A 26,767-nucleotide genomic window follows, 5' to 3' on the forward strand; every position below is an offset into this window, starting at 1 on the left:
TATTATTAATTTGTTCAATAGATTGTGCGTTTATTATTTAATTCATCATACAAATAGATAGCACTACATGATACGCTTAAGTTATAATTTTCTAAGAACATATGTAAACATACAATGGGACTGTTAAAATAGAATGACTTATTATTAAAGGAGCAATATTATTTATGAAGAAAAGTATACTTTTATCGTTAGTTTTGGTGCTAGCTGTCATACTCGCAGCATGTTCAAATGGTAATTCAGAAGATGAGGAACATAATGAACGCAATGCCCCTAAAAACGTGAGCAAATTAGCTGAGAAAGATATCTTCCATTCAGATAAAAAGGGTGAAGATATTAGTGAAGATGAAATGAATAAAGCGATTAAAAAATATTTAGATGTTAACTCACTTATTATTGATAATAAATACCTCATGCAATATAAGTTAGATAAACAAATAGGTACAGATACAAAAATCACTGATGCGCAAGAAAAACGTTTATCAAATTTATCGAATAATGCAATTAAAAATGATCTTCACTTTAAAGACTTCGTAGAAGATAACAACATGCCGAGCGGTTATAAAGATAATCTAGATGAAATTATCGCTTACTTTACATCCTTAAACAGTACAATTAAAAACGTTGATAAAGAAATTGAAGAAATAGATTACCAACCTGACAACAACCTCAACGTTGTTGACGTTCCTGCTAAAGTTGCCGGAAATGTTAATCATAAAAAGCAAAAATCAATTAAGAAATTCCTTGATGACAAAGGAATTGAAAGTGACGCAGTAGATAAATAGATGACAAATGGGAGTGAGACAACGAAATCTAATGTTTCTAACAAGATTTCTATTCCAGCTGCATTTGTGTCAAAAGATTGTTGTTTTAGCGCCATACTTTTCATTTATGTTTCATAATATTAGCTAAGGTTACAAAATGATGACATGTCACCTTTCCGTGGTGGCAAAGGCGTTAAGACTATTTTTTACTCAACCATTTATATACTCTGACTTATTCTCGTAAAAAACCTTACATGATTGTAAGGTTTTTTAATATGATTATCCTGTTTTTCTCAAAGCTTAATTTGTTAAGATATATACAAGTTAAGAAATACGTTATTAGAAGCACAGCCACTCATTAATAATTTTAAGGAGGCCACACTGTTATGATATTAACTATTTTAATAGGTGCCATGGCTGCTATTTTCATAGCTTTTAATCTCTTTGAGAAGAAAGAAAAATATGGCGTCGTTTCTTTTAGAACAATCGCGCTAAGTGTAACTTACGTCATACTGGCTGTTATTGTCGGAAGCTTTTTAGACAATATCAATACATTATTCCAAGGATTTCATGATAGCTTGACAGCAGCTAAAAAATATTAAACCTGAACCGACAATGTCGCAGTTCAGGTTTTTTGTTTGTCTTATATTTCAAGTTCATAGGGTACACAGTTTTCTATTTTTCTATCAATTACAGTTTCTTTTGTTTCATAGCGTAAATAAACAAGAAAACATCTGATTACGACCTGATGCGCAACGATTGCGATAGACTCTAAAGACGGATCAAGTTCTTGTTCAAAAAATTGTTCAACACGCTGTAATACATCCGAATAGCTTTCTCCTTCAGGGGCTTTTTGCGTAAAACTATGGCGAAAAGCAAGTAAATTATCATCATTAAAATAAGCATGATATTCGGGGTTTTGTTCAATTTCATTTACCATTTTGCCTTCAAAGATACCTAAAGAACGCTCTCTTAATAAAGGCGTTACACTTGCTGATATGTGCTTATCAAATATGGCATTATATGTTTGTCTCGTGCGAGTCAAATCAGATATATATACGTGCTCGATGTTCTTTTTTTCAAAGTAGCTTTGTAGTAATTGAGCAGAATGTACACCACTTTCTGTTAAAGGCACATCTAACTGACCACAAAAGTATTTTTTTCCTTGTTTTTTATCATAATTAGACTGTGATTCTCCATGACGAACTAAATAAATTTTCATAACGATTACCTCTTCTCTATTTCTATTTATAATCCAATATTTCATTATTCTTTTTCACGAAGCTCATATCTTACAATACTGTTAGATGAAGTAATATACCTATATTTCAATACTTATTCTTGTTATTATCCAATTGAGGTGATACAAATGAGCGAAAAAATGTTACATCATGACACACAAAGTGGTCGCGTATTAGCAGCAGTCAGTTATTTCAGTATATTCTTTGCACCAATTATATTACCTATTATCCTATGGATTTTTGCTGATAAACCTGCTTCAACTCATGCAGCAAAATCGTTATTTTACCATATTATAACGTATATTGGACCAATACTATTAGTTTTAAGCGCAGCGTTCGGAACTGCAATTATCGATCAACAGAACACTACAATTGCAATAATAGCAATTGTAGTAGCAATCCTCCTATTAGTTGTAACAATTTGGTACACTATCAAAAATATATATCGTGGTATCAAGATATTGATTTCTGAAGATGCTTATTTCCGTCCATAAAGCATTGCAATTTTCTAGAAATTCTATTTAGAAAGTGAATGAGGCTGAGACATGTATTTGTCCCAGCCTTCTTTCGTTATACTTTTAAGTTAAATCAGCTGCTTTTACTAAATAATAAACTGATAGATAAACCAATAAGGATGGCACCTACTGCATAATCAAACACCGCTTTTATTTTTCTATTTCCAAAAAGTAATTTGATATATTGGAATATGTATACGCAAAAAATAAACCAGATGAGAATAACTGTTGTTACTATTGCCGATAATATTGCAATTTGAGATGACACACCTTCGCCAGCAGTTATAAATTGCGGTAATATACTTATGTAATAAAGTAATGCTTTAGGGTTTAATATTGTGCTGATAAAACCTTGTCGATAAGAACTTAAATAACTAATCTGTTGTGCCTGCATTTGAGATGTTGAAAAATTCATGCTTTGACGTGCACAGATGATACTTTTAATTCCTAAATAAATCAGATAACATGCGCCTAAAATTTTAATCATTAGAAAGACATAATACATATTTGCCAAGATAAATATAATGCCAAATACTGCTAATAATGAATAGATAACGTGTGCTGACGTAATACCTAATGCGGCCATTGCGCCATTACCTTTACCTGAAGTAATTGAATTTTTCATTACTACAAAAAAATCTGGACCAGGAACAATAATAATCATTAATGTAATCGTAATAAATGCTGCAAGTCCTTCCATCACATGCACCTCCATCTTAACTACATCGTATCAATTCCGCTATGTCACCGCAATACACCTAGCCCATATTTCTTTTTACCAGCTGATTAGAACCCCCCTTTATTACTTCTTATTACTTCCACGTTAACTCAATAATTTCAAACCAACCGTACTAGCTAATATGACTGCAATACAAATTATTCTTTTGATATCGGTAGACTCTTTATAAAAAACCATACCCAATATCGCTCCGCCCACTGCACCAATACCTGTCCAAACTGCATACGCTGTACTCATAGGTAATTGAGTCATTGCCATAGATAAAGCTAAGAAGCTCAAACTAAAGAAACCTATCAATCCTATGACAGCAGATGTTTTTCGTGTATGCGTATAAGCATTTAAAAAGTTAATGCCTAACATTTCAAAAACACCTGCAATGATTAATAATATCCAAGCCATTATGCTTCTCCCCCTTTATCTGGTGTGACTAATTTCAAACAAATCACACCTAAAAGTAATGTTAAAATTAATATAATTTTTCCATAATTAACTTCCTGGCCAAAGAAAGCAAAATCAAATATAGTGACACCTGTTGTACCCAGACCAACAAATACTGCATAAGATGTACCCACTGGTAACATTTTGGATGCATCTATAAGCAAATAAAAACTTAAAAATATAGCTATAATTGTTAACATCCATTCTAGACCTGTCGTTGCATGTGTTAACCCAATGACCCAACCAACTTCAAATATTGATGCGATAATAATTTTTATCCAATTCATTCATATTCCTCCTATTAAAATAAAAAAGCCCGAGAGATAGTTATCACTACTATCTCCCAGGCTTTTATCCTTCCGTGTCACATTCAACATGTGGCTTCCTCTCGGACCAGTCCAACATTGAGTGTTGCGGAACCCTAGAAAGCTTTTATTTAATTCTCTGTATCATATCAATTTATCTTATAGACATCAAGCATAGCATTTCATTCTTACTCAATTTAAAATTATTATCATTTAAAAACGCTTACAAGAAACACTTAGGTGTCTTTTTACATTTTTATTTTAAAAAGTTTTAATTATTTAAGTCATTACCCTCTACATTTTATGAATTTTCATGTATACTATATATCAGATTAGAACTATTATAATCTAAATGCTTAATCAATGAAATGAATTCTCAATTAAAACAATCCGATTATTGGATTGAAATATAAAAAAAGTGAGGGATTACTATGCAATTATTAAATTACAAAATGCACAATGATGAACTCATCGCTACAGTGTTATCCGATAAGAAGCAAGTATTCAAATACACGTTTGATGTAAACACGCCGGAATATGAAATCTTAGATGTACTTGAAGAAATTAACGAATATGTAGACAATGGTCACCATCCATTAGGTTGTTCATTACTAAAAAATTATACACACGCGGATGTGAGTCAAAATAGTTTATAATATTGATCACACAGCAAAAAGATGAGTATTACTGTTCACTTAGAAACAGTAATTACTCATCTTTTATTTTTGCTTGTTAATCTTCATGAAAAATACTACCTTTAATTGAACTGTGCATGGTATATTGAGTTAGTTAACATCATATACCGGGTAAATACATAATAAAGATATTCAAACGTGATAAATATAATTGGGGGGGACGCAAAATGTTCTATGGTTCAATATTACTCATTATTCTTGGTATTGTACTATTAATTTTAAATAAACGCCTTTCAAAAAAAGGTGATACAAGTAAAAAACAAAGTTTTATTAGTTTCGGCGTGATGTCATTAGTTTTTGGTCTTTTTGGCCTTATAGGTGTTATTATTATGGCATTGACTTAATATTTATTGCATGTAAAAAGGTGATAGAGCCCCTCAAGGGGAATCTATCACCTTTTAACTTTCCACACTATTACATATCAAATAAATCATTAAATGATTCAACCATCGTTGGATGTGTATAAATATTATCTTTCAATACCTTATAATTTAACTTTTGATCTATTGCTAATTTTAATACATTAATGATTTCTTCTGATTCTAAGCCATATAATGTTGCTCCAAGTATTGTTTCCGTATCTTTATTCACTACTACTTTAAACAAGCCTCTTGGATCATTATTCACTTTATGTCTAGGGATAGCGTTAACTGGAAGTGCGTTTTCTATTACATTGTAGCCTTGATTTTTAGCTTCTTGACCAGTCAAACCTACACGTGCCATTGGCGGATCAATAAATACTGTATAAGGCACAGCGCCTCTATTTTCAGTAGAACGCACACCCGTTCCAAAGAGTTGATCTTTAACAATTCTAAAGTCATCTAAAGAGATATATGTGAATTGCATACCACCTTTAACATCACCGATTGCATAAACATGTTGCGCATCCGTTTGGAGATATTCATTCACTTTAATTTCTCCATGCTCACCAAGCGTTACATCCGTATTGTCTAAATCTAAATCCACATTAGGCTTACGACCAGTCGCTAACAGGACTGCATCCGCTTCATAATCTCCATTAGACGTATGCACAATAGTTCCAGATTCAGTATCTTCAAAGCGCTCTGTGTTCACATTGTATATGATATTTACACCTTTGTTAGCTAAATCTTTTTTAACTTCTGTAACTATATCATGATCTTCTTTAGGCATAATATCGTTGCCACGTTCAAGTACGGTCACTTGTGTATCGAAGTTAGCAAACATTGACGCAAATTCTAAAGCAATATATCCAGCACCAATGATGACTAATTGCTTAGGCTGAAAATCCAAACTCATAATCCCAGCAGAATCGTATAAATGCTGAGAACTTTCGACGCCTGTAATTGGTGGTATGACTGACATTGCGCCCGTATTAATAACGACATCTTCTGCATGCAATGTTTCCACTACATCCTCATTGTCATTTAATAACTTCACTTCATTGTTAGATTTGAACTTCGCAGTATAATCCAAGACTTCAATATTATTATCATCTGCAAGATTATGATAATTTTTATTATTCAACGCATCTACCACATCTTTTTTTCTAGAAAATGCTTTGTTAAAATCATTATGAGTTAGACCTTCGTGAACAAGCGTTTTTGAAGGAATACAACCAACATTGATACAAGTGCCACCATACATCTTTTTAGACTTCTCAATGACTGCTACTTTTTTACCTTGTGCTGAAGCAAATTTCGCTAATGTTTTACCACCTTTACCAAATCCTATAATCACTAAATCAAATTGTCTCATGAATATCCTCCTTCATTACATCATTTAATACATCTGTAATTGTTATAGTTTTATAATAATTTATTAATATATCATTTTCTTTTTGCTGAAACTTAGACATTGTAGTCCCTATTTCCCTGGAAATCTCACAATCACTACCTTCGTCACCTGTAAAAATACGTCCATCTGATCTTTCCTCATTAAATAATTCAAATAAGTCTGCCAGATTAACATCAGCGGTTACTTCATTAGCTTGATAACCACCATACTTCCCCCTACTAGCATCTAGGTAATGTTGATCATTTAACTTTCTTGTCACCCTGCGTAATTGCACAGGATTAATACATATCCGCTCTGATAATGAACCACTACTATAACGTGCATCTGAATGCTTAACTAGAAATGTTAGCAGATGGACTGCTATATTAAACTCTAAATTCATTCGCATCACCTTTAATTGTAACTTTTATAATTACATTAAAACATGTCTTGAAATTACTCGAAAGTTTTTTGCTTATACTATCTATATTCCCAATTACAGTAATATATATCTAACAATGTTATTGTTTTGCATTACTGACTACATTTAATATACTTATGTGCAAGGTGGTATTAACAATAAAGGAGATGGAGAAATGATTAAAAAATTAGATGAAGTTATGATATACGTATATGATCACGATAAAGCAATTGAATTTTGGACAAAAAACTTAAACTTTGTAGTAGTAGCCGATGACGAAGAAATGGGTATGCGCGTAGTAAAACTGCTTCCAGAAGACGATGCTCAAACTGCTATTGTATTGCAGGACAAAGCGAAAGTTGACGAAATGGACATGGGTGTCAGTACAACTACACCATCACTGATTTTCGCAACAACACAATTCGACCACTTATATGATCGTTTGAAATCTAATCAAAATGCAGTTGGAGACATTATGGATTTACCTATGGGTAGAGTCTTTAATTTTGCAGATGCCGAAAACAATTATTTCGCAGTTAAAGAAATATAATTCTACGATACTTTAAATGAACTTTGCTCATGATCTAGGACATAAATATATCCCTCCGCCTCAATTATGAAAACATACAACTTACCTTAATCTAGCATGTTCTTCCCATAATAATTGTAAATAACTGTTAAGTCGTAAGTAATGTAATTGTAATCAACACATAACCTGTATAACCCATTAAGTTTGTTATACTTTTATAGCCACTAAATATGTATTACAGGAGACAATTATGAAAAGAATCTTCCACTTGTATTTATATTATTTAATTATGTTAGCTATCGTTGCCGCTATTTTACTTTCTTTATATTTTTTATATGTGTGGAAAAACAATCAGCCGCAAAATCAAGACTATTATAAGAATTTCGAAGAACTGAAAGCTGACACAAAAGAAGATCGTGATTGGCAAATCAATTCAAAAACGACAAATAACAAAGATATATTAGTTACTGCTATTCATGGTGGCGGTATTGAGCCTGGCACTTCTGAATTGGCAAAAATCATTTCTAAAAAAGGTAACTTTAATCTATATAGTTTTGAAGGTTTATTAAAATCGAATAATGCTAAATTGCATATTACTTCGACTCGTTTCGATGATCCCAAATTAAAAGACATGACGAGCAAATCTGATGAAACGGTGTCTATTCACGGCATTCGAGAAGATAAAAAAGTTGTCTACATTGGTGGTAAAGATAAAGATATGGCCAAATCTATACGTAAGGAATTAGAAAATGAAGATTTTAATGTTGAAAATAGCCCTGATTATGTAAATGGCGATTCCAGCCAAAATATCATTAATAAAAATGATACAGGCTCAGGTGTTCAACTTGAGATTTCAACAGAATATCGTAAGTCATTTTTTGAGGACGATGAGCTTGGTCGCTCCACGAGAGAAAATCCAAATGATTACAGACAATCCATCTACGACTTTGCTGAAGCTGTTACAAAGGGCGTAAAAGAGCAAACAACAAAAGATTAGCAATAAAAAATCCAGGAAGTCTACCTTAATTAGAGTAGTTTTCTGGATTTTTATTGTTTTAAATTCATTATTAATAAATATCAAAGTACGTTTCTTTTAAATCTTTTTCATTTGACTGATTTAATAATTCTACTACTAAACTAAAATCATTAATAATATGACTAATCCTTTTGAAAATAGGTTCCATATCAACTGTTGTTTGTGATTTTAAACCTAAACAAAAGACAAGTTGAACATCTTTGTCCCCCCATTGAATAGGTTTGTCTAATTTAACTATATAAATAAAAGATTGTTTAGCAGACGGTGTAACAGGATGAGGAACAGCGATAAGGTTACCATAAGCCGTAGTAGCTACTTCTTCTCGTTCATTAACTTTTTCAAAAAAGTCTGATTTTATATAATGCAATGCTTTTAAATCAGACTCAATTTCTGATAATAATTCATCTTTGCTTTCAACATTACTTTTAATCGCAAAAAGTTCAATTAACTTTTCTTTTTGTCCTACATTGTAGTTATCTATAAATTTTTTCAAGTTTAAAATATCTACATCAGTTAAAATTGTATTTACATAAATGACAGGTACAGAGAAATCTTTTTCCAGAGGAATTGTTGATATTATTAAATCTGTTCCTTGCAATTTATGTTCACTTAACTCATACAATTGTAATGAATTGGTTGTCGTGATTTCGTTACTAAAGTTTTCAATCAATTTATATTTTATTAGCTGTGAACTAGCCAAACCAGATGCACAAACAATAGTTGTATTGATTTTGTTATCCAGATTGTTCGGTTTTTTCAAAGCCAATTCAAAATGCAAAGCAAGGTAACCAATTTCACTTTCAGAAATTCTTATTTTGTATACTTCTTCAATTACTTTACTTCCTACTAAAGCGATATCAAATGAAAATGGATAGTTCTTTTTAATTTCTGCTAATAATGGATTTCTGATATTCATTTTATATTTATATCTCGTAATAGAAGTAGATAAATGTAAGCTTAGATTATTTCTCAATTCTTCTTCATCTGTTAAATCTAAGTGAAACACTTGTTTTATTCTTCTTAAAATATGCTCTATCAACATATTTAATTCTTTATTTTCATGAATATTAGCGTTTTCTGAAGTAAGACCTGACGTTAATATATGTGCCCAAATATATTGTTTTTCTTTAGTAGGTAATTGGATATTAAAATTGCATTCTATCATTTCTACTAACTGCTTAAAAAATTGATTAACATCTTCACTCGTTTTCGTATAGCCATTAAATATATTACCTTCATCTTTAATAATGAGTTTATGTTCAACCCTAAACAGTGCTATATATATATATATGAACAACCAAATTTTCTAATTTCACATCAGGTATTGTAATGTTAAATCGATTGATTATTCCGATAATTTTATTTTTAAGTACATTTATTTCTTCGCTATCAAAAAGCTCATCCATAGATAACGGATCTAATAAAAACTCTGCAATCGCATATCTTTTCTGAAATTCATGTCCATCTATTTTCAACCCATGATATGGGCTTGTTATCAGATTCAAATCATGTTTTTCTAACTGTTCTCGTATCATTTTCAAGTCTTTCTTTATAGTCGTATCACTTACAAACATTCGTTCACTTAAATCGTCAATCTTTACATAGTTATCCAGTACAAGTAATTGACTAAATATATATCTAACTCTACTATCTTGATTATTAAAATTGAGAAGCTCATCTTTTAAATATTGATCATTTAGGAATAAATTGAATTTTTCTTTATTTTTTATTATCAATTTATATCCCACTGATTTCTTAGAAAAAATATAAAATCCAAATTCTTTTTCTGATTCATTTAATTCTTTCAAATCATTTCTAACTGTTCTAGGAGAAACACTCAAACTTTTACCTATAAACTCCCCAGAAATATAGGTGCTTGAATAATTATACATAAGCCGTATAATTTTTAAAGTTCTTTTGTTCTTTTGTTCATTCCCTCACTCCAATTACCTTACACTTTAGTATTGATTATATATTATAATTCAAACATGTTTTCCTCTGATAATTTTTTAAACCAATACCCACTCTTTTTAATTGTACGTGCTTGCGTATTAATGTCCACAGAAATAAATCCATATCTATTTTTATAGGCATTCATCCAAGACCAATTATCCATAAATGTCCACATATGGTAACCTTTACAATTTGCACCTTCTTTAATAGCTTTATTAAGCCAATACAAATGATCTTTCAAAAATTCGATTCTATAATCATCTTGTATTTGATTGTTTTCTATAAACCTTGCTTCATTTTCTACGCCCATTCCATTTTCAGAAATAAATGAAGTAATATTGCCATAGTTATTTTGTAAGTTTTTCATGATATCATAGATACCTTCTGGATAAATTTCCCAACCTCTATAAGGGTTCATTTTTCTGCCTGGCATTTCATAATTATCAAAATAAAATTCTGGGGTGAATGGCGAATTAGGGTTAGGTATATTTTCTTTAGCTTTAACACGTCTAGGTAAATAATAATTTACGCCTAATAAATCTACTGTATTATGTTTTATGATTTCCAAGTCTTCACTCTTATAAAAAGGCATTAAATCCTGTGCTTTGATCATTTCTACTAATTGTTCTGGAAAAGTACCTTTTGTAGCAGGATCTAGAAAACTCTTATTAAAAAATAAATCTGCTATTAATGCAGCTTTTTTATCTTCTTCATTTTCACTTCTTGGATAAGAAGGTGTTAAGTTCAACACTATGCCTATTTCTCCGTTATAGTTCTGTTCTTTAAATAACTTGATTGTTTTAGCATTTGCTAATATCGTATTAAAAGCATATTGAAAACCTCTTTTGGCATCATTGATATCAGGATAACGGAAATTATATAAATAGCCTCCTTCAACTGGCACAATCGGCTCGTTAAACGTAAACCATTTTTTCACTCTATCACCATATAAATCAAAGCATTTTTGTGCATAAGCAACATAATTATCGACAACTTCTCTCGATTCAAACCCTCCTTTATTTTGTTGTTTCATAGGCATATCAAAGTGATATAAATTAACAAAAGGCTCAATGCCATTAGCTATTAATTCATTAATGACATTATTATAAAATTCAACTGCGTTTTCGTTTATATTTCCTGTATCTTGATTTATCATCCTTGTCCAAGAAATGGACAAACGAAACGAATTATGGCCTGTTTCTTTCATCAGTTTAATATCTTCTTTATATGTGTTATAAAAATTCGATGTGACATCTGGTCCAACATTATCATAAAATCGATTTGGTTCTTTTTCATACCAGTAATCCCATATGGATTGTTCAGTCATAGATTTCGTTCCTTCAGTTTGTGTCGCACTTGCCGCACTGCCCCACCAAAAATCTTTCGGAAAAGTAATTTTCATAAAAGTTCTCTCCTATCTGTTTGCTTTTATTTCTTGATAAATATCGATGATTTCGTTTGCCATATCTTTTATTGTTAGTGCATTCATTAAATGATCTTGTGAATGTATAAGTATTAAATTTAATTGATAATCTTTTCCTTGTGCTTCTTCTTGCAATAAACTTGTTTGAAAATTATGCGCCTTATTTATTTCTTGCTCTGCTTCTTTCATTTTTTCCTTAGCAGTCTCGAAATCATTTTCTTTCACATATTGAATTGCTTCCATTGCACTTGACCTACCATTTCCAGCTAGCAAGATAATTTGGAATGCTATTTCTGTATTATCCATGATATATTACTCCTCACTCTTTGATTTTTCTTGTTCTTTTCTAAAATAACCATTGTCCAATACTTTAAAGAATGGTAACCAAATTAAGAACGTAACAATTAAATTAAATAGCTGTAATACTGCACCTTGCCAAGCGTTTCCTGTAGCTAAATATCCACTTATGAAAATAGGAGTTGTCCAAGGAACAATGACGCCAGAAGGTTTAGGTACCAATCCTAATCCCATAGAAAAATAAGTTATTATAGTTACTACGACTGGAGCAATAATCCATGGTACAAGTATAATTGGATTCATTATTACTGGTAATCCAAATAATATCGGTTCGTTTACATTGAAAATAGAAGCTGGGGCGCCTAACTTCCCAATTTCTTTGTTTTGCTGACTTCTGGAAACAATAAATATCAATATAATGACTACCATTGTGCCACCAGTACCGCCCATACCTACTAAGAATGTGTCTATAAATTGTTTGGTTATAATATTAGGCAACTCTTGATTTGCTTTAAATGCCTCTAAATTTTCGTTATTCAAAGAATACCAAATTGGATCAAATACAGTATTTACAATGATTTGGCCATGTAATCCGAAAAACCAAAATATTTGTATTAGAAGTACTGCAATAATTGTAGCCGTCAATCCGCTACCTAATTCTGTTAATGGTTGTTGCAAAATTGTATAAATAAAGTTTTGTAATGTATCGAAAGGTGTAAAAGAAATTAATATTCTAACGATTAATATCACCGAAAGTGTTACCGAAATAGGAATTAAAGCACTGAATGATTTGGCCACTTGAGTTAGTACACCATTAGGCATTTTAATTGCTATCTCTTTCCGACATAGATAACTGTAAATTTCACACGAAATAATAGACACAAAAATACCTAAGAACATACCTTTTGCCCCTAAAATCTCGACCGGTATGACGCCTTCCGTTTTTTCAAAAACTTGAGGTGTTAAAATCAAAACACTACTTAATGCTGTTACAGCGCCATAAATACCTTCAAATCCATTTTTCTCTGTCAGCTTATAACCAATACCTATAATTACATATAGCCCCATTATAGAGAGCGTGGACTCTGAATCTGGTCCAACCATAGCTTGCCAAGCCGAAAATTGTGATTCAGATAATATTTTGTCTAAAAATGGAAAATTGGCTATTACAATAAAAATTGAACCAAAAATAATTAAAGGTAAAGCAACCATAAATCCATCTCTTAAACTCGAAAGATACTTATTGTTATTCAAGTTATCTGCAATTGGTAATAATATATCTTCTAGTTTTTCCATAAATTTATTTTCCATATGGTTTCACTACTTTCCTATTAAATTTAGTGATTGCTTTAATACACCATCACCATCAATACGCCCATATGCAACAGTATCAATAATATCAATAGGAATTTCGATATTGTTTTCTTTAGCGTATTTTTCAAATTTTCGCTTCATGAATCTCATTTGCGGACCAATTAATAACACGTCATAGTTATCTAATTTTGAAAAAGCATTATCACTTGATACTGCTTCAATGTTAACTTCAATATCAGCACTTTCTGCTGCCTCTTTCATCTTGGTAACTAATAAACTTGTAGACATCCCTGCGGAACATGATAATAAAATATTTTTGATATAAATCATCCCTTCTGTTTGTTTATCAAACTATACTATGTATGCGCTTACACATTAATGGACAATTTTTTCTTTACTATAGGAAAATGAGTTTAATAATCTAGAAAGATTATATTATCTTGGTGTTTTGTTTATATAACTTTAAAGAGTAAAATTATTATAAAAACCGTTTTACTATTAGAAATAGCAAAACGGTTAAGGGTTTAAACTTTTCATTATTTTATTTTTTTCAAAAGAAAGGATGCTAAAGCACAGATAATTGTCACCCAAAGTAGGATACTAAATACGATAGCATTGCTCCCACTTATTGTGATACCCGTATTAAAATTTCCGTTAGGGTCACTTTCTATATAGAAATTTGCGCCAAATACAAATAGTAAGGCAATAAAAGATACAATGCCAACTACATCAAACAATAATTTAATATAAGGATATTTAATATTTTTAGCTATCATGTGACCATTCCTTACTTTAGTTTTATTCACTGCCCTAGATTAAAAAGCTACTATACTTTTATTTAATTTTAATATATCATAAAAATTTTAATTGTGATATTATATTACTCAATTGTTTTTTTATTTTTTTAGGAGGCTTTTACTATGGAGTTAATAGTTGCCATCATAGTTGGTTTACTTATAGGGTTTTATTATCATAAAAAAAGAAGTATTTGACTGTAAAAGATTGGTTTTTTGGCTTATTCGTTATACTAATAGCTGTAATTATAACTAGCGGCTTTATGCACATAGACGCTTTAGTGGAAGGGTTTCAAGATGGTATAAAAGAAGACGTAGACCTAAAATAAGTTTGTAGCTAAAATATTGCATATAAAACTACAAAAGGAAACAACACGATCCGAAGACTATAGGTTGAGTCCGTTTCCTACTCAAGTGAGTCTAAGAATATAAAATAGCTGTTAGATATCACAAAGATATCTAACAGCTATTTTTAACATTCATTAAACATTATAAGGCTATTTTATTTTTAAAATTTGTCCTGTTTTAATGCTATTTGAATCTAGATTATTATCGGATTTTATTTTACTCACTGTTGTATCTTGTTCTTTAGCGATACTATACAAGGTATCATCTTTTTCAACGGTATATGTTTTAACTAAGTAGAGTGTTTGCCCTTTACTGATATTATTCGTTTCAAGATTATTCCATTTTTTGAGATCTTCAATACTCACTTTGCTTCTTTTAGAAATATTGTATAAAGTGTCACCTTCGACTACTTTATGTGTATCACCTGAAATACTATCGTCATTACTATCAGGGTCCGTCAATTTCAATGTTTGACCGACGGATAATGTATTATCGTTTAAGTCATTCCATTTTTTAATATTATCAATTGTTACGCCACTTCTCTTAGATATACTATACAATGTATCGCCTTTAACTACTTTATAAGTAGAACCTGTAATGGCATCGTCATCTTCGCCACCTAATTCTTTATAGTGTTTCTGAACTAAACTATAAAATTGATTCATGTTATAGCCCCATTGGTTAAAATAACCTACAGGGTCAGTATGGTTTGTCCCACCCCAGTATTGACTAACTGCATTATGACTAATAATTGTTCCAGTTCCTTGATTATTATCTGCAAGTGAAGGTTGTAGTCCGTTTTGTTTTAACATTTTAGCAGTCAAATAAGCTTGGTTGTTCACAGACTTAGAAAAACCATCAAATGTGTTAGATCTTGTTAATTCTATTTGATAAAAATATGGGTTAGCATTCGCTCCGGCGCCCCATGCTAAATAGTCGCTTGGCGCTGTTTGTATAATTTTGTCGCTACCTGCATATGCGTGAACAAAGGCATTATTGTAGTTATTATACATGTAATTTACTTCACCATCGATTGTACTATTAGGGTTTGCAGTTTCATGAATAACGACACCGATGAATTTCCCTGATTTATAATTATATTTTGGTAAATTATTCATACGAGAATCTTGCACTATTTTTGCAGGTTCTATGTTGTTATTGTCTATGTATGTATTAACGTCTTGGTACGCTCTATTTGCAAATGTACTCATTTCTACTGAATTATGTTCTGCAACTTTATCATGTAGCTTCAAATCCCCTGCCGTTAACTGTTCTTTCAAAGCTTGCGGACTCATTTTTTGTGCTTTTTCAAAATCTATTGCCTTACTTGTATTTTCATTTTTAGTTTCTTCTGCACTCTTATTAGAATTATCTTCTTGTGCGGTTGCAACTGTACTACTTAACAATAAACTTGTGGCTAACATTAATGACAAACTTACCCTATACTTCATAACACCATCTCCTATTTCAAAAATTTAAAAACACGACACTATATAAATATCTATTCCTTGCACAACACCTTATTGTCTCATCTTATAATATTATAAGATTATTTACAAAACATAGTTTTATTTTATGCTATTATTTCAAATATTTTTATATAGTCATAATCATTATTTTGATTTTCGCACAAAAAAGCTACTACCTTAAAAGGCAGCAGCTTATATTCAAATGTCCATAAACACACTAGATAAAATAGCAACCAATGCGACTACGAGTACCAATACTAAAAGTGAATCAATTCGTTTTTGGTTACGTTCATTCATAGGTTTTCTAAATTCTTTTAATGCGAAAAATCCTGTAATTAATACAATAACTAAACACAATAAATGAAATACCAACGCTAATACTTCCATTATCATCACTCCAAACTTGAAATAATTAAGTTTGTTGCTTTAAATCTTCTTATATTATTTAGACTTTTCATGTACAAAGCCTTCCCGATTCGATATGTTACGATTTATATTTCACAGTTACAAAAAACAAAGATTAATTTATATTCTTTTTATTCAATTACCCCTTTTTCGACGATTAGAAACAAATATCACTCGTTCATCTAGCATATGTAATAATAAAATTCTCCACTATAATTAACACTACAAAAATAACCCCGTAAGCCTAAGCTTACGGGGTTTTCAGATACAATATCTATTATTGTTCTTCTTTAACATATGGTAATAATGCCATATGACGAGAACGTTTAATAGCTAATGTCAACATACGTTGATATTTAGCTGAAGTACCTGTTACACGACGTGGTAAAATTTTACCGCGTTCTGAGATAAAACGTTTTAATAAGTCTGTGTCTTTATAGTCGATGTGTGTAATTCCGTTTGCTGTGAAATAACAAACTTTTTTACGACGACGTCCGCCTCTTCTTGGTCCACCTGCCATGGTAACTGCCTCCCTTTTTATGATATTTTCTTATTTATATACGCTATATAATTAGAATGGTAAGTCATCATCACTAATATCAATTGGTCCGTTTGCATTTGCAAATGGATTATCCGATTGATTATTTTTGTTTGATGAATTGTTGTTATAATTATTGTTGTTGTTTTGGTTATTGTTTTGATAAGATGACGTATTTTGACCTGATTGTTGTCCGCCAAAGTTTTGGAAATTGTTATTTCCTTCTTGGGCATGACGTTGGTTTTGGTTTTTAGGTTCAAGGAATTGAACACTATCACAAACCACTTCAGTTACAAATATACGACGACCTTCTTGGTTTTCGTAGCTACGTGATTGAATGCGACCGTCAACGCCAGCTAAACTACCTTTGAATAAGTAGTTATTAACATTATCTGCTTGTTTTCTAAAAACGACACAGTTAATGAAATCTGCTTCGCGTTCCCCTTGCGCATTTGTAAACGTACGGTTTACTGCTAGAGTAAAAGTCGCAACACTCACGCCTGAGGGTGTTGTTCTATATTCTGGATCTTTCGTTAAACGACCGACTAAAACAACTCTATTTATCATTTAAACGAACCCCCAATTATTATTTTTTAGTCTTATCTTCGTCTGCACGAATTACGATATAACGGATGATATCATCGTTGATTTTAGCTAAACGTTGGAATTCATCAGTAGCTTCATTGTCTTCAGCTTGGATACGTACTAAGTTGTAATAACCTTCACTGAAATCATTAATTTCATAAGCTAAACGACGTTTACCCCAATCTTTAACTTCTAAAGCCTCTGATCCGTTAGAAGATAAAATACCGTTGAAACGTTCAACGACAGCTTTTTTAGCATCTTCTTCAATGTTCGGACGAACGATGTACATAACTTCATATGTTCTCATTTATAATTGCACCTCCTTGTGGTCTATGCGGCTCATCATCATATGTGATAAGCAAGGAATAATTTTCATTACTCACAATCAAGAATTATAGCACAGCGCATCACATTTTACAATGGTTATTGTACTGCTATAATCTAAAAAATATCAAAATGTTTCATATGAAACATGCTGTACAGTCACAATAAAATGCCTTTCAAATTTCTTGTAAAACGCTTTATGCTGATATTTAATATTTAAATTCTAAATAAAATTAATCTTAATAAAAAATTGATCATATAAGATATAAGGTTGATAAATCTTTTTAATTCTAATAGCATACAATTTGAGTTCGTTTTTTATAATTATAAACTTATTTAGCACCTAGCATTTTCAAAATATTAATTACATATAAAGGAGAATATTATGGTTTCAGTAATCAAAAAAGGTTTAGTCACTGCAAGTGTATTATTTGCATCAACGTTAGCAATGAACGCAGCACACGCCGCTGGAGATACATCAAACCAAAAAGGAACGATGGGGTATGGCTATCAACAATACATTGAAAAACACCCTGAAAAATCATCCAAACAAAGTTCAAGTGAAGTACAATCTGAAGCAAGCACAACACAATCTGGCGAACGTGTTCTAGACATTTCAGAATGGCAAGGCGACTTAACTGAACAAGAAGTTATAGACCTTAAAGCTAATTATGACTTCATCATCATTCGTGCTCAATACGGCTCTGAAAAAGTGGATGCTTCATTGGAACACAATTCAGCTTTATTAGACAAACACGGCTTGGACTTTGGCGTATATTCTTATAGTATGTATGAAAATCCTGAAGATGCACGCTACGAAGCTCAAACATTATACAACCGTGCACCTAAAGCTAGCTTTTACATCAATGATTTTGAACAAGATACAGTCACTTCAGGTACTTCAGAAGAAAGTACATCTGCATGGTATGATGAAATGAAAAGTTTAGCTGGTAACAAGAAAGTACTATTCTATTCTTATGAAAATTTCATGAAGGAACATGCTTCAGAATCAGTAGGTGAATATGACGGTTATTGGATCGCTAACTACAATCCTGATCAACCTGCTAGTGAACATGTCTTATGGCAATATACTGATAGTTACGCATCACCTGAACTAGACCAAAATGTCGATGCAAACTACACTGGTCCAGGTGTCGATACATCATGGTTCACATCTTAAATTTATATACTTTAAAATATATTAGCTCATACATCACAACTGTTCAAGTTGGTTGTATGAGGTTCATTTAAATAACGACAACGATTTAGCCAACTCCAGACTCGTTAATAAAGCATTAGTCGAAGATTACAGGCTGACGTGCACAAACTAATGCCAATGTCGACACTCTGAGACAATCTCTATAATAGAGATTGTCTTTTTTTAAAGCGTTAATTGAATATACTCTAATTTTATTGTAAGAAAAAAGACCAAACAACACGATGGGTTGTCCGGCCTCTTATATATTTGAATTCAACGTTATAAGTCGTTAAATTAAAATGTATTTTGATTGGGTGTTAAAGAATCATAACCTTTAATTAGGGTACTTCTAAGTAACTTTTATACTGGTAAGATGCTTGATACTAAGTCTAAAACTGTTTGTAATAATCCGCCTAACATAGTAACGCCTCCTTATTCTAAACATTGAATGTTGTTATTCTAATTGTTTAATCTAAGTGACACTTAAAATATAAATGTTACACAAAATATCTCGTATTATTTAAGTAATGCTTTAAAAATTAGTTCGATAATATTTTCTATCATAATCGAGCCCCTCCCATCACATAAACCTACTCACTATTTTTTTAACTATTCTACTTGATCAAGGATTAATCCAAGAATTTGTTCTACTAGATTTGCTAACATATGATGCACCCCCTTGAAGTGTCTAAATACAGACTAACATAAAACAAATTCCAATAAAATCATTTTGTGACCAAAAACAATATATTTACTAAAAGTTAACTTTAGTTTTACATAAATTAATTATTTAATGTACAATTCAATTGATTGTGCTTTTATTCACTAAATATTCTATCGCACTGTTCCCTATTTTAGCTTTATATAATTGTGTAAAATTCCACAAAATACACATTGTAGTTTTAGACAAAATAAAAAAGCCTTCTCATCACTATTTTATAATGAGAAGACTTCATGCTTATCTTACACGTTAAATCTAAAGTGTACGACGTCGCCATCTTTCATAATATATTCTTTACCTTCTAAGCGCTGTTTCCCAGCATCTTTGGCACCATTTTCGCCATTGAATTCAACGTAATCATCGTAGCTTGTTACTTCGGCACGGATAAAACCACGCTCAAAGTCTGTATGAATAATACCCGCACACTGTGGCGCTGTCATACCTGAGATGAACGTCCATGCACGTACTTCTTGAACACCCGCAGTAAAGTACGTTGCTAAACCAAGTAAGTCGTATGTTGTACGAATTAAACGATCTAAACCAGGTTCTTCAATACCTAAGTCTTCTAAGAACATTTCTCTATCTTCATCTTCAAGCGTTGCAATTTCTTCTTCAATCTTAGCGCTAATTACGATAACTTCTGAATCTTCTTTGCTTGCATACTCACGAATTAATTTAACTTTTTCGTTATCTTCATCGCCAATTTCATCTTCGCCTACATTAGCAATATATAACATTTCTTTAGAAGTTAATAACTGTGCTTGATTTACAAATTTTTGATCTTCATCATTAAATTCAAGGCTACGAACAGGATTTCCTTCTTCTAATGCTTCTTTAATTCTTGCTAAAATGCGAGCTTCATTCACTGCATCTTTATCTTTTTGTTTCGCCATTTTTTCTGCTTTTGGCAAACGTTTTTCAACAGATTCTAAATCTGCCAATACTAATTCCATATTGATTACTTCGATATCATCAACTGGGTCTACGCGTCCTGAAACATGTGTCACATTATCATCGTCAAATGCACGTACTACTTGGCAAATTGCATCTACTTCTCGAATATGTGATAAGAATTTATTACCAAGTCCTTCACCTTTAGAAGCCCCTTTAACGATTCCAGCGATATCTGTGAATTCAAATGTTGTTGGGATGGTTTTCTTTGGTTGTACCATTTCTGTTAATTTATTTAATCTGCTGTCTGGCACTTCTACGATACCTACGTTAGGATCGATTGTCGCGAACGGATAATTCGCTGCCAGTGCACCTGCTTTTGTGATTGCATTGAAAAGTGTAGACTTACCTACGTTGGGCAAACCAACTATACCTGCTGTTAAAGCCATTATTCATTCTCCTTATTTTCAGTATCTTGATGAGACACTAATATTTTTTTTAGTTTTTTATTAAAAGTTTGTCTTGGGATCATAATACTTCTTTGACAGTTTTCACATTTTATCCGGATGTCTGCACCTACACGAATGATTTTAAAACAATTCGTGCCACACGCATGTTGTTTTTTCATCTCTACAATATCATTTAAACCGTAATTTGATGTCATTCTGTCACACCTCCGAACATCTTATGCATTATTTTGTTGATTCGCGTCGTATTGTACCATCATAGGTTTCGGTATTTGAATCTCATGCTTTTTAAATAATTTTAAAATCTCTTTTCTTAAAATACGTGCACCTGAAAAACCTTCTCCAGGTATCGTTTCAGCAGAAATCCACAGTGTAATTTCATCTCTTGTAATGGAATTAATACCAATCACTTCTGGATTTGATATAAATAAATAATATTTAGAACGCATTGTTTCAAAATGTTCGACTAATATCTCTTCTACTTTATCTATATCTTCTTCTACGGAAACCGGTATTTCTACCATTGACTCACCATTCGTTACTGAGTAGTTTGTAATTTCACCCACACTACCATTAGGTAATGTTGTTAGCTCGCCCGTAATCGTATTAATTCGCATCGAACGTAAACCAATTGACTGTACTGTACCTTCCGCAACGGTAGTACCACTACTATTGATTTTAACATAATCTCCTACATCAAATTGATTTTCAAAAATAATGAAGAAACCAGTGATAATATCTTTAACAATTGTTTGTGCGCCGAAACCAACTGCTAAACCAACAACACCAGCACTAGCAATAATGCCTCCAACGCTTATACCAAACTTACTTAAGATTGTAGTCAATACGATAAACCATACCACATATGCTACTACGTTTTGAACTAATGCTATTAAAGTTTTAGAACGTTTTTTATTCGCTTTTTTACCTCTATTTTGTATTTTAAAGAATTGTGCTATTCCTTTATTTATAAAATGTAAGACAACCCAAGCCACAATGATATAAACAATAATCATGATGATATTCGATATCAATGTTTGATATGTCTCTGGCTTGGTTAATGGTTCAATTAATGAATAAAGGATGCTTTTAATTTGATCCAACTACACTTCCTCCTTAGCCATAACTCTATACCATTCTATTATAATCAATTTTTCTATGAAATAAATCCAACTTCAGCTTTAACTTCATAGAAAATTTTATAATTAAGAACAGTCGAAATATATTCTACAGAGACATAATTATTTTCTCTCACTAAAATAATTATAGACTTATATAGTTTATTAAAAATGTATCTGAAAGGATAGTTTTAAACCTTATATTGTACTTAAGCTTTAAAGGGGTTCTTTAATGAAGCTTTATATCAATAATCATTAAATTAATCGGATATTTCTAGTAATAGACTAATGATGCAATGATTAAAATTTGAAATTTCATTATAATATAACTTTTATGTATATCTTTATTTTTATTCCTAGTCATAAGATTGCCTACAGAACTTAAAAAATGGCAAAAGAAAAAGAACCATAATTAAAAATTATGATTCTTTAACACCCAATTTAGAATTATACTATAATGCATACACAAAATTCAAGTGTTTTACATTTTATTTGTTAAATTTTCAAACAAACAAAATTCACTACCTCCCAAATGTCTATAACTCTATTTAAATATATATAAATTTCATCAATCTCTTTTTACAATATTTAAAATACAACTAAATAAATATAAAATTACAATAAATTTAATATAATAACACTTGCGCATTAAATATAAACACTTAGGGATTTTTTACCAATTTTTTATGTATTTATTATAATATTCAGATAAAGGGGGTGTATACAATGTTAGCAACTCTAGTAGAACAAATCCTTAACTTAGTATTAGACCAAGTAGAATAGCAATTACAAGATAGTATTTATGAAGGAGGGAATTGAAATGATCGAAAACATCGTTGAACTCATCTTCAAATCACTTTTAAAATAATCCTCGTAAATTTAGATTGAGACAATATTGCACTTTGTATAGCGTCTTGAACTATTAGGTTACATAACTTTTATAAGGAGGGGTATTATGCTAGGAGATATCGTACAAACAATTTTAGATTTAGTATCAAGTATTTTACCATTATAAGAACAAAACGTTAACGCTTAAGAACTCTAATTAAAGATTATGATTCTTTAACACCCAAATATATATATGATGATAGTCATTTTTTAAGTAAACGGTTCTTCTGAATTCCTATAATTAACAAGCACTTACTGAGCCTTACATCGGTAAGTGCTTGTTTTTGCCAAAAATGCTTTAATTATAATATTAAAAAGCCTAATCAACTTCTATTTGGAAATTGATTAGGCTTTTTAAATACTAGCGTTTAATTTTCATTAATAAATGTGGTGAATTGTTCTATTCAGCAATTTGTTTTTCAAGGTCATTATGAAGTTTAAAAATCATCACACGTTCACCTGTACGAGAACTTAAATCAGTATGAAAACCTTTGACTTCTTCGCCAGTAATGGATAATACAATGTCATCGAGTGCTTCAATACCTGATTCCACGAGTTTTGAGCGTGTTCTTTTAATTGTTACTAGTCCTTCGTTCGTTTCACAAACTTTATACTCTGCTTGTGTTAATACACCTTGTAAACTCACAATAATCATATCGCGCAATATATCTGTTTTTACAGAAAGAGAGCCACGGCCAAGGAAGTCCTTTTCCCATTGAGTAATTGCTTTGCTGATTTCAGACTCATAAGTGCCTTTGGTTGTTTTCATTTAGTATGCATCTCCTGTAGAACCAAAATGAGGTTAAGTTAGATAATTATTTGAATAAAGATAACATTATCATTTTTTCATACTTTTCTCCATAGTTCTACAATATCACCTGGGAAATCATTTATATTATATTTAATAAATTAAGTACGATAAGATATCAATATTCTCATAGATTTTCAATGACATGATATTCAAATATAGCTTAATAATCCGTTGACCAGTCATGCCACTGGCCATCTTCATCAATCGTTGCTAATCTCACCCAACCGTTTTGTACTTTTTGTTGGAATGCTTTGTCCGCTTCCAGTCGTTCTTTCACAAAGTCTTCAGGCGCTTGAATCACTACAAGTAAACGTATAGGTGAATGATACATTTTATCATCTGACGACATCACGGATTGCCAAGGTAAACCTGTTAACAAATCACTCGCATTCCCTTGCATAACTCCAATGCCAGCTGTCACCGTTTGTGTTGTTTTACTACCACTACCATAATAATGGGGCGCAACTGTAGAAGCGTAATATTGTAAGTTAATCCATTGTGCTACAACTGCAGGTCCACCGATAATATTTGCTAATATACTACCATCAAGGTCGTTTTTCCAATCATAATTATGTAAAAACGCTCTACCTTGTAAGTTACCGTGCTTTGTTAGCTCACGTTGTCCAATAATAAAGGAGGCATTTTTAGCTAAGCCCCACTCTGGTCTTATCTCGCTCCAATCATTTGATAAGCGATGCGCTTCATTAACAGGGTTTTTCTTCGTTACGTTATTATTTGGTAATTGTTCTAAGCGTTGTTCGTTAGCATAATAACTGACGTTAGGCATTGCTGCTTCGATAGCATCATAAGCTTTTTGTGCCTCTTCTGGTAATTCTGGTACATAAACCCATTCTAATACGTCCACAGAAGTCTGATGTTCTGCAGCTGCGAATACGGTCGTTTCCGGAATTTCAATACCCTCACGTGCTAGCCCCTGTCTCACTTCTGGCAAGTTACATAACTTCGCTAATACTTTGCCATTAAAACCACTTGCTGCACCACCACATGCACCACAATCTAACGAGGCAGCATACGGGTTATTCGCACTTTGACTACCATGACCACACATAACAACTAAGGGTGAAAAATCTGTCGTTAAATCCATTAAGCGTAGTGCTTGGCGTGTATAATTTAACTGCTCATCTTTTGTAAACCCTACAGGCAAACCATCTTCTTTACGATGATGGTGATCAAGTGTCAGTGCTGTATCTTCTGGTTTTTGTAACCAACCTGCATAGAACCTGCGAATCCCATTTCCTACACGATTAGGTATGAAACTACGCGTAAATGTTTGTAGCGTTAACCATGGACCACTGAGTTCTGGTAAGAGTAAACTTGGTAACACATTCTGCTTCATTTTTTTAAAAGTATATGTGACCGATTCAAGTACATGCTTACGTTGTCGGAAAATAGTTGGTTCTTTTTCCTGTGTATACTCTTTAATTTTATGCTGTGGCTTACTCATTACAGGTAAAGATGGATGACTATGTTGATTCCCAAGTTCATTTTTAGCAATCGGCAAACCAAAGAACCCTGCAATACCTATCGTTTCAAAGGGGCCTGCTGCTTCAATTTGTTTACGAAATGGCTCAGAACGCACATCTATACAAAATGCCATTTGTGCGAGTGGCGTGTCATTCTCTAACAACGCTTGCTTCTCAGGCGCAACAATCTTTCTTAATTGCTGATTATATGTTGCTTCCCACGCCTCTAACAATAATTTACGACGTAATTGATCATTAAACTGAGCGGCAAACAATACATGTTGTTGTTGTTCTTGCGTTGTTAATTTGTCCCATTGTTCTGCCGTAAAACCACCCCATTGCATCCATGACAAAATGCAATCCGTTAATGAAATAGATTGATTCGCTGACGTGTCATTTGTCGATATGTCTGATAAATATGGTTCCATGATTACCCACTCTATCCCTAAGCGAATCGCAATGTAATCTAATAACAATGACTCCATTTTACTATTATTGTCGTGTTGCCATAGCATCATACCTGCCCAACCTGGTAATGATAATAAATGATTCTCTAAATAATTTTGTGTATCTTCCTCAGCAATACCTAATTTTAACAATGTTGTTCTAATTAATGATTCAGCATCATCAGGTAAAGTCTTCAATCGAGCACGTTGGTGTTTCGTTAACGCTAGATCATATTGGACTAAACGTCTCCATGAATAGAATAATCCTTTGTCACGATGAGGCATTGTCCACCCTGATTGTGCATCATCAACAAATAACTTACACCATTTAATAACGTGATAATCCACTGTATCGATTAATTTTTTATTATTTTCATCCATTACATATGTAGACAATAACGACGTTGAGCTTTTGACATCACTTGATAAATCTACATCCTCTAACTGTTGAGCCAATGCATCAACTTGCTCTTGTACATGCTGATTAGATTTTAAAGGATGTAATTTTAAAGCATTACGTCCATATTTCACTGCACTTTCTCTTGGGATTGCTAACGACGCTTGCTCCAACCACTTTTGGAATCGTTCCTCTATCTTACAGTCGTCTATTTCGCCCTGTTTCTTAGCTTCTAATATACTTGCTATCGCAGGGTAAATATCTACTTCTCGCACTTGTTTAAGCCAATGTGCAACTTCATCAAACGTTTTATCCTCTAACCCAGACCACGGACTTCTTGCCGCAAACACTGAAATGGGTGATAACGGGACAATAACCTTACTTGCAGCATCAATTAATTTTCGAATATCATTATGATTGTTTTGTGAAACATAATCTGTCTCTCTATTTGTTTCCCCCAC

Annotated in this window: 31 protein-coding genes and 1 riboswitch; of the genes, 8 read left to right on the forward strand and 23 right to left on the reverse strand. The window is 32.0% G+C overall.

Features of this window, described 5'->3' with window-relative positions:
* Nucleotides 1-164 precede the first annotated feature (164 nt).
* Both PYW44_RS12385 and PYW44_RS12390 read left to right on the forward strand, forming a co-directional pair.
* The gene (locus PYW44_RS12385; protein ID WP_021339636.1) at nucleotides 165-782 is read left to right on the forward strand and encodes an NDxxF motif lipoprotein; all 618 of its coding nucleotides are present in this window, start codon (nucleotides 165-167) and stop codon (nucleotides 780-782) included.
* Between the two features lie 365 nt (nucleotides 783-1,147).
* Complete coding sequence (locus tag PYW44_RS12390) at nucleotides 1,148-1,363, forward strand: hypothetical protein (protein WP_002511986.1); 216 nt, start codon at nucleotides 1,148-1,150, stop codon at nucleotides 1,361-1,363.
* A gap of 41 nt (nucleotides 1,364-1,404) precedes the next feature.
* On the opposite strand, the gene PYW44_RS12395 is transcribed toward PYW44_RS12390, so the two are convergent.
* The gene (locus PYW44_RS12395; protein WP_021339635.1) at nucleotides 1,405-1,983 is read right to left on the reverse strand and encodes a histidine phosphatase family protein; all 579 of its coding nucleotides are present in this window, start codon (nucleotides 1,981-1,983) and stop codon (nucleotides 1,405-1,407) included.
* 147 nt (nucleotides 1,984-2,130) lie between these two features.
* Here PYW44_RS12395 and PYW44_RS12400 point away from each other — a divergent pair, with 147 nt between their 5' ends.
* Nucleotides 2,131-2,496: a magnetosome magnetite crystal formation protein family gene (locus tag PYW44_RS12400; RefSeq protein ID WP_002511984.1), complete on the forward strand. Its 366-nt coding sequence runs from the start codon at nucleotides 2,131-2,133 to the stop codon at nucleotides 2,494-2,496.
* Between the two features lie 94 nt (nucleotides 2,497-2,590).
* Here PYW44_RS12400 and PYW44_RS12405 read toward each other — a convergent pair whose 3' ends face one another.
* From PYW44_RS12405 to PYW44_RS12415, 3 genes are all read right to left on the reverse strand, one after another.
* Nucleotides 2,591-3,217: a LysE family translocator gene (locus tag PYW44_RS12405; protein WP_002506068.1), complete on the reverse strand. Its 627-nt coding sequence runs from the start codon at nucleotides 3,215-3,217 to the stop codon at nucleotides 2,591-2,593.
* Between the two features lie 123 nt (nucleotides 3,218-3,340).
* Nucleotides 3,341-3,655 carry a DMT family transporter gene (locus PYW44_RS12410; RefSeq protein WP_002511983.1) on the reverse strand — a complete coding sequence of 105 codons (315 nt, stop codon included), beginning with the start codon at nucleotides 3,653-3,655 and terminating at the stop codon, nucleotides 3,341-3,343.
* Nucleotides 3,655-3,981: a DMT family transporter gene (locus tag PYW44_RS12415; RefSeq protein ID WP_002506070.1), complete on the reverse strand. Its 327-nt coding sequence runs from the start codon at nucleotides 3,979-3,981 to the stop codon at nucleotides 3,655-3,657. Before PYW44_RS12415 ends, PYW44_RS12410 begins: the two co-directional genes overlap by 1 nt.
* A gap of 51 nt (nucleotides 3,982-4,032) precedes the next feature.
* A riboswitch (guanidine-I (ykkC/yxkD leader) is annotated at nucleotides 4,033-4,130 on the reverse strand.
* A gap of 300 nt (nucleotides 4,131-4,430) precedes the next feature.
* Between PYW44_RS12415 and PYW44_RS12420 the strand changes: the two genes are divergently transcribed.
* Nucleotides 4,431-4,655: a hypothetical protein gene (locus PYW44_RS12420; protein WP_021339634.1), complete on the forward strand. Its 225-nt coding sequence runs from the start codon at nucleotides 4,431-4,433 to the stop codon at nucleotides 4,653-4,655.
* Between the two features lie 206 nt (nucleotides 4,656-4,861).
* Nucleotides 4,862-5,038, forward strand: coding sequence for a hypothetical protein (locus PYW44_RS12425; RefSeq protein ID WP_002506072.1), 177 nt, complete (start codon nucleotides 4,862-4,864; stop codon nucleotides 5,036-5,038).
* A 70-nt stretch (nucleotides 5,039-5,108) separates the two neighbouring features.
* On the opposite strand, the gene merA is transcribed toward PYW44_RS12425, so the two are convergent.
* On the reverse strand, nucleotides 5,109-6,431 hold the full coding sequence (gene merA / locus PYW44_RS12430) for a hypothiocyanous acid reductase MerA (RefSeq protein ID WP_021339633.1): 1,323 nt from the start codon (nucleotides 6,429-6,431) through the stop codon (nucleotides 5,109-5,111).
* Nucleotides 6,418-6,852, reverse strand: a complete 435-nt coding sequence (hypR, locus tag PYW44_RS12435; protein ID WP_002511981.1) for a redox-sensitive transcriptional regulator HypR — start codon at nucleotides 6,850-6,852, stop codon at nucleotides 6,418-6,420. The genes merA and hypR overlap by 14 nt, the downstream gene beginning before the upstream one ends.
* Before the next feature lie 193 nt (nucleotides 6,853-7,045).
* On the opposite strand from hypR, the gene PYW44_RS12440 reads away from it, so the two are divergent.
* Both PYW44_RS12440 and PYW44_RS12445 read left to right on the forward strand, forming a co-directional pair.
* A complete protein-coding gene (locus tag PYW44_RS12440; protein WP_021339632.1) occupies nucleotides 7,046-7,420 on the forward strand; it encodes a VOC family protein in 375 nt (124 codons plus the stop codon).
* A gap of 229 nt (nucleotides 7,421-7,649) precedes the next feature.
* Entirely contained in the window at nucleotides 7,650-8,396 is a 747-nt protein-coding gene (locus PYW44_RS12445; RefSeq protein WP_021339631.1) for a poly-gamma-glutamate hydrolase family protein, read from the forward strand.
* A gap of 70 nt (nucleotides 8,397-8,466) precedes the next feature.
* Here the strand turns inward: PYW44_RS12445 and PYW44_RS12450 are convergent, their stop codons facing one another.
* From PYW44_RS12450 to rpsF, 12 genes are all read right to left on the reverse strand, one after another.
* Nucleotides 8,467-9,732 carry a BglG family transcription antiterminator gene (locus tag PYW44_RS12450; protein ID WP_021339630.1) on the reverse strand — a complete coding sequence of 422 codons (1,266 nt, stop codon included), beginning with the start codon at nucleotides 9,730-9,732 and terminating at the stop codon, nucleotides 8,467-8,469.
* Nucleotides 9,701-10,327 carry a BglG family transcription antiterminator gene (locus PYW44_RS12455; RefSeq protein WP_233640656.1) on the reverse strand — a complete coding sequence of 209 codons (627 nt, stop codon included), beginning with the start codon at nucleotides 10,325-10,327 and terminating at the stop codon, nucleotides 9,701-9,703. Before PYW44_RS12455 ends, PYW44_RS12450 begins: the two co-directional genes overlap by 32 nt.
* A gap of 83 nt (nucleotides 10,328-10,410) precedes the next feature.
* On the reverse strand, nucleotides 10,411-11,790 hold the full coding sequence (locus PYW44_RS12460; RefSeq protein WP_069802607.1) for a glycoside hydrolase family 1 protein: 1,380 nt from the start codon (nucleotides 11,788-11,790) through the stop codon (nucleotides 10,411-10,413).
* 12 nt (nucleotides 11,791-11,802) lie between these two features.
* On the reverse strand, nucleotides 11,803-12,117 hold the full coding sequence (locus tag PYW44_RS12465) for a PTS sugar transporter subunit IIA (protein WP_002506079.1): 315 nt from the start codon (nucleotides 12,115-12,117) through the stop codon (nucleotides 11,803-11,805).
* A gap of 6 nt (nucleotides 12,118-12,123) precedes the next feature.
* Nucleotides 12,124-13,419 carry a PTS cellobiose transporter subunit IIC gene (celB, locus tag PYW44_RS12470; protein ID WP_031266071.1) on the reverse strand — a complete coding sequence of 432 codons (1,296 nt, stop codon included), beginning with the start codon at nucleotides 13,417-13,419 and terminating at the stop codon, nucleotides 12,124-12,126.
* A 9-nt stretch (nucleotides 13,420-13,428) separates the two neighbouring features.
* Nucleotides 13,429-13,743 (reverse strand): PTS sugar transporter subunit IIB, encoded by a 315-nt coding sequence (locus tag PYW44_RS12475; protein WP_002506081.1) that lies wholly within the window; start codon nucleotides 13,741-13,743, stop codon nucleotides 13,429-13,431.
* Between the two features lie 215 nt (nucleotides 13,744-13,958).
* Entirely contained in the window at nucleotides 13,959-14,198 is a 240-nt protein-coding gene (locus PYW44_RS12480; protein ID WP_002506082.1) for a hypothetical protein, read from the reverse strand.
* Between the two features lie 515 nt (nucleotides 14,199-14,713).
* Nucleotides 14,714-16,015 (reverse strand): peptidoglycan recognition protein family protein, encoded by a 1,302-nt coding sequence (locus PYW44_RS12485; RefSeq protein ID WP_021339625.1) that lies wholly within the window; start codon nucleotides 16,013-16,015, stop codon nucleotides 14,714-14,716.
* Nucleotides 16,016-16,231: 216 nt separating this feature from the next.
* Nucleotides 16,232-16,420 carry a hypothetical protein gene (locus PYW44_RS12490; protein ID WP_021339624.1) on the reverse strand — a complete coding sequence of 63 codons (189 nt, stop codon included), beginning with the start codon at nucleotides 16,418-16,420 and terminating at the stop codon, nucleotides 16,232-16,234.
* A 295-nt stretch (nucleotides 16,421-16,715) separates the two neighbouring features.
* Nucleotides 16,716-16,958, reverse strand: coding sequence for a 30S ribosomal protein S18 (rpsR, locus tag PYW44_RS12495; protein ID WP_002506086.1), 243 nt, complete (start codon nucleotides 16,956-16,958; stop codon nucleotides 16,716-16,718).
* Nucleotides 16,959-17,009: 51 nt separating this feature from the next.
* Entirely contained in the window at nucleotides 17,010-17,543 is a 534-nt protein-coding gene (ssb, locus tag PYW44_RS12500) for a single-stranded DNA-binding protein (protein ID WP_002506087.1), read from the reverse strand.
* 19 nt (nucleotides 17,544-17,562) lie between these two features.
* Nucleotides 17,563-17,868, reverse strand: coding sequence for a 30S ribosomal protein S6 (rpsF, locus tag PYW44_RS12505; protein ID WP_002511967.1), 306 nt, complete (start codon nucleotides 17,866-17,868; stop codon nucleotides 17,563-17,565).
* A gap of 402 nt (nucleotides 17,869-18,270) precedes the next feature.
* On the opposite strand from rpsF, the gene PYW44_RS12510 reads away from it, so the two are divergent.
* The gene (locus PYW44_RS12510; RefSeq protein ID WP_021339623.1) at nucleotides 18,271-19,065 is read left to right on the forward strand and encodes a GH25 family lysozyme; all 795 of its coding nucleotides are present in this window, start codon (nucleotides 18,271-18,273) and stop codon (nucleotides 19,063-19,065) included.
* Nucleotides 19,066-20,046: 981 nt separating this feature from the next.
* Here PYW44_RS12510 and ychF read toward each other — a convergent pair.
* The 5 genes from ychF to PYW44_RS12535 form a co-directional block, all read right to left on the reverse strand.
* Complete coding sequence (gene ychF, locus PYW44_RS12515) at nucleotides 20,047-21,144, reverse strand: redox-regulated ATPase YchF (RefSeq protein WP_002506090.1); 1,098 nt, start codon at nucleotides 21,142-21,144, stop codon at nucleotides 20,047-20,049.
* A complete protein-coding gene (locus tag PYW44_RS12520; protein WP_002506091.1) occupies nucleotides 21,144-21,359 on the reverse strand; it encodes a DUF951 domain-containing protein in 216 nt (71 codons plus the stop codon). Before PYW44_RS12520 ends, ychF begins: the two co-directional genes overlap by 1 nt.
* 21 nt (nucleotides 21,360-21,380) lie before the next feature.
* Complete coding sequence (locus PYW44_RS12525; protein ID WP_021339622.1) at nucleotides 21,381-22,265, reverse strand: mechanosensitive ion channel family protein; 885 nt, start codon at nucleotides 22,263-22,265, stop codon at nucleotides 21,381-21,383.
* Nucleotides 22,266-23,568: 1,303 nt separating this feature from the next.
* Nucleotides 23,569-23,937, reverse strand: a complete 369-nt coding sequence (locus PYW44_RS12530) for a Na-translocating system protein MpsC family protein (protein ID WP_002506093.1) — start codon at nucleotides 23,935-23,937, stop codon at nucleotides 23,569-23,571.
* Nucleotides 23,938-24,139: 202 nt separating this feature from the next.
* Nucleotides 24,140-26,767, reverse strand: coding sequence for a DUF2309 domain-containing protein (locus PYW44_RS12535; RefSeq protein WP_021339621.1), 2,628 nt, complete (start codon nucleotides 26,765-26,767; stop codon nucleotides 24,140-24,142).

The sequence above is a fragment of the Staphylococcus equorum genome (assembly GCF_029024965.1).
GTDB classification, from domain to species: Bacteria; Bacillota; Bacilli; order Staphylococcales; family Staphylococcaceae; genus Staphylococcus; species Staphylococcus equorum.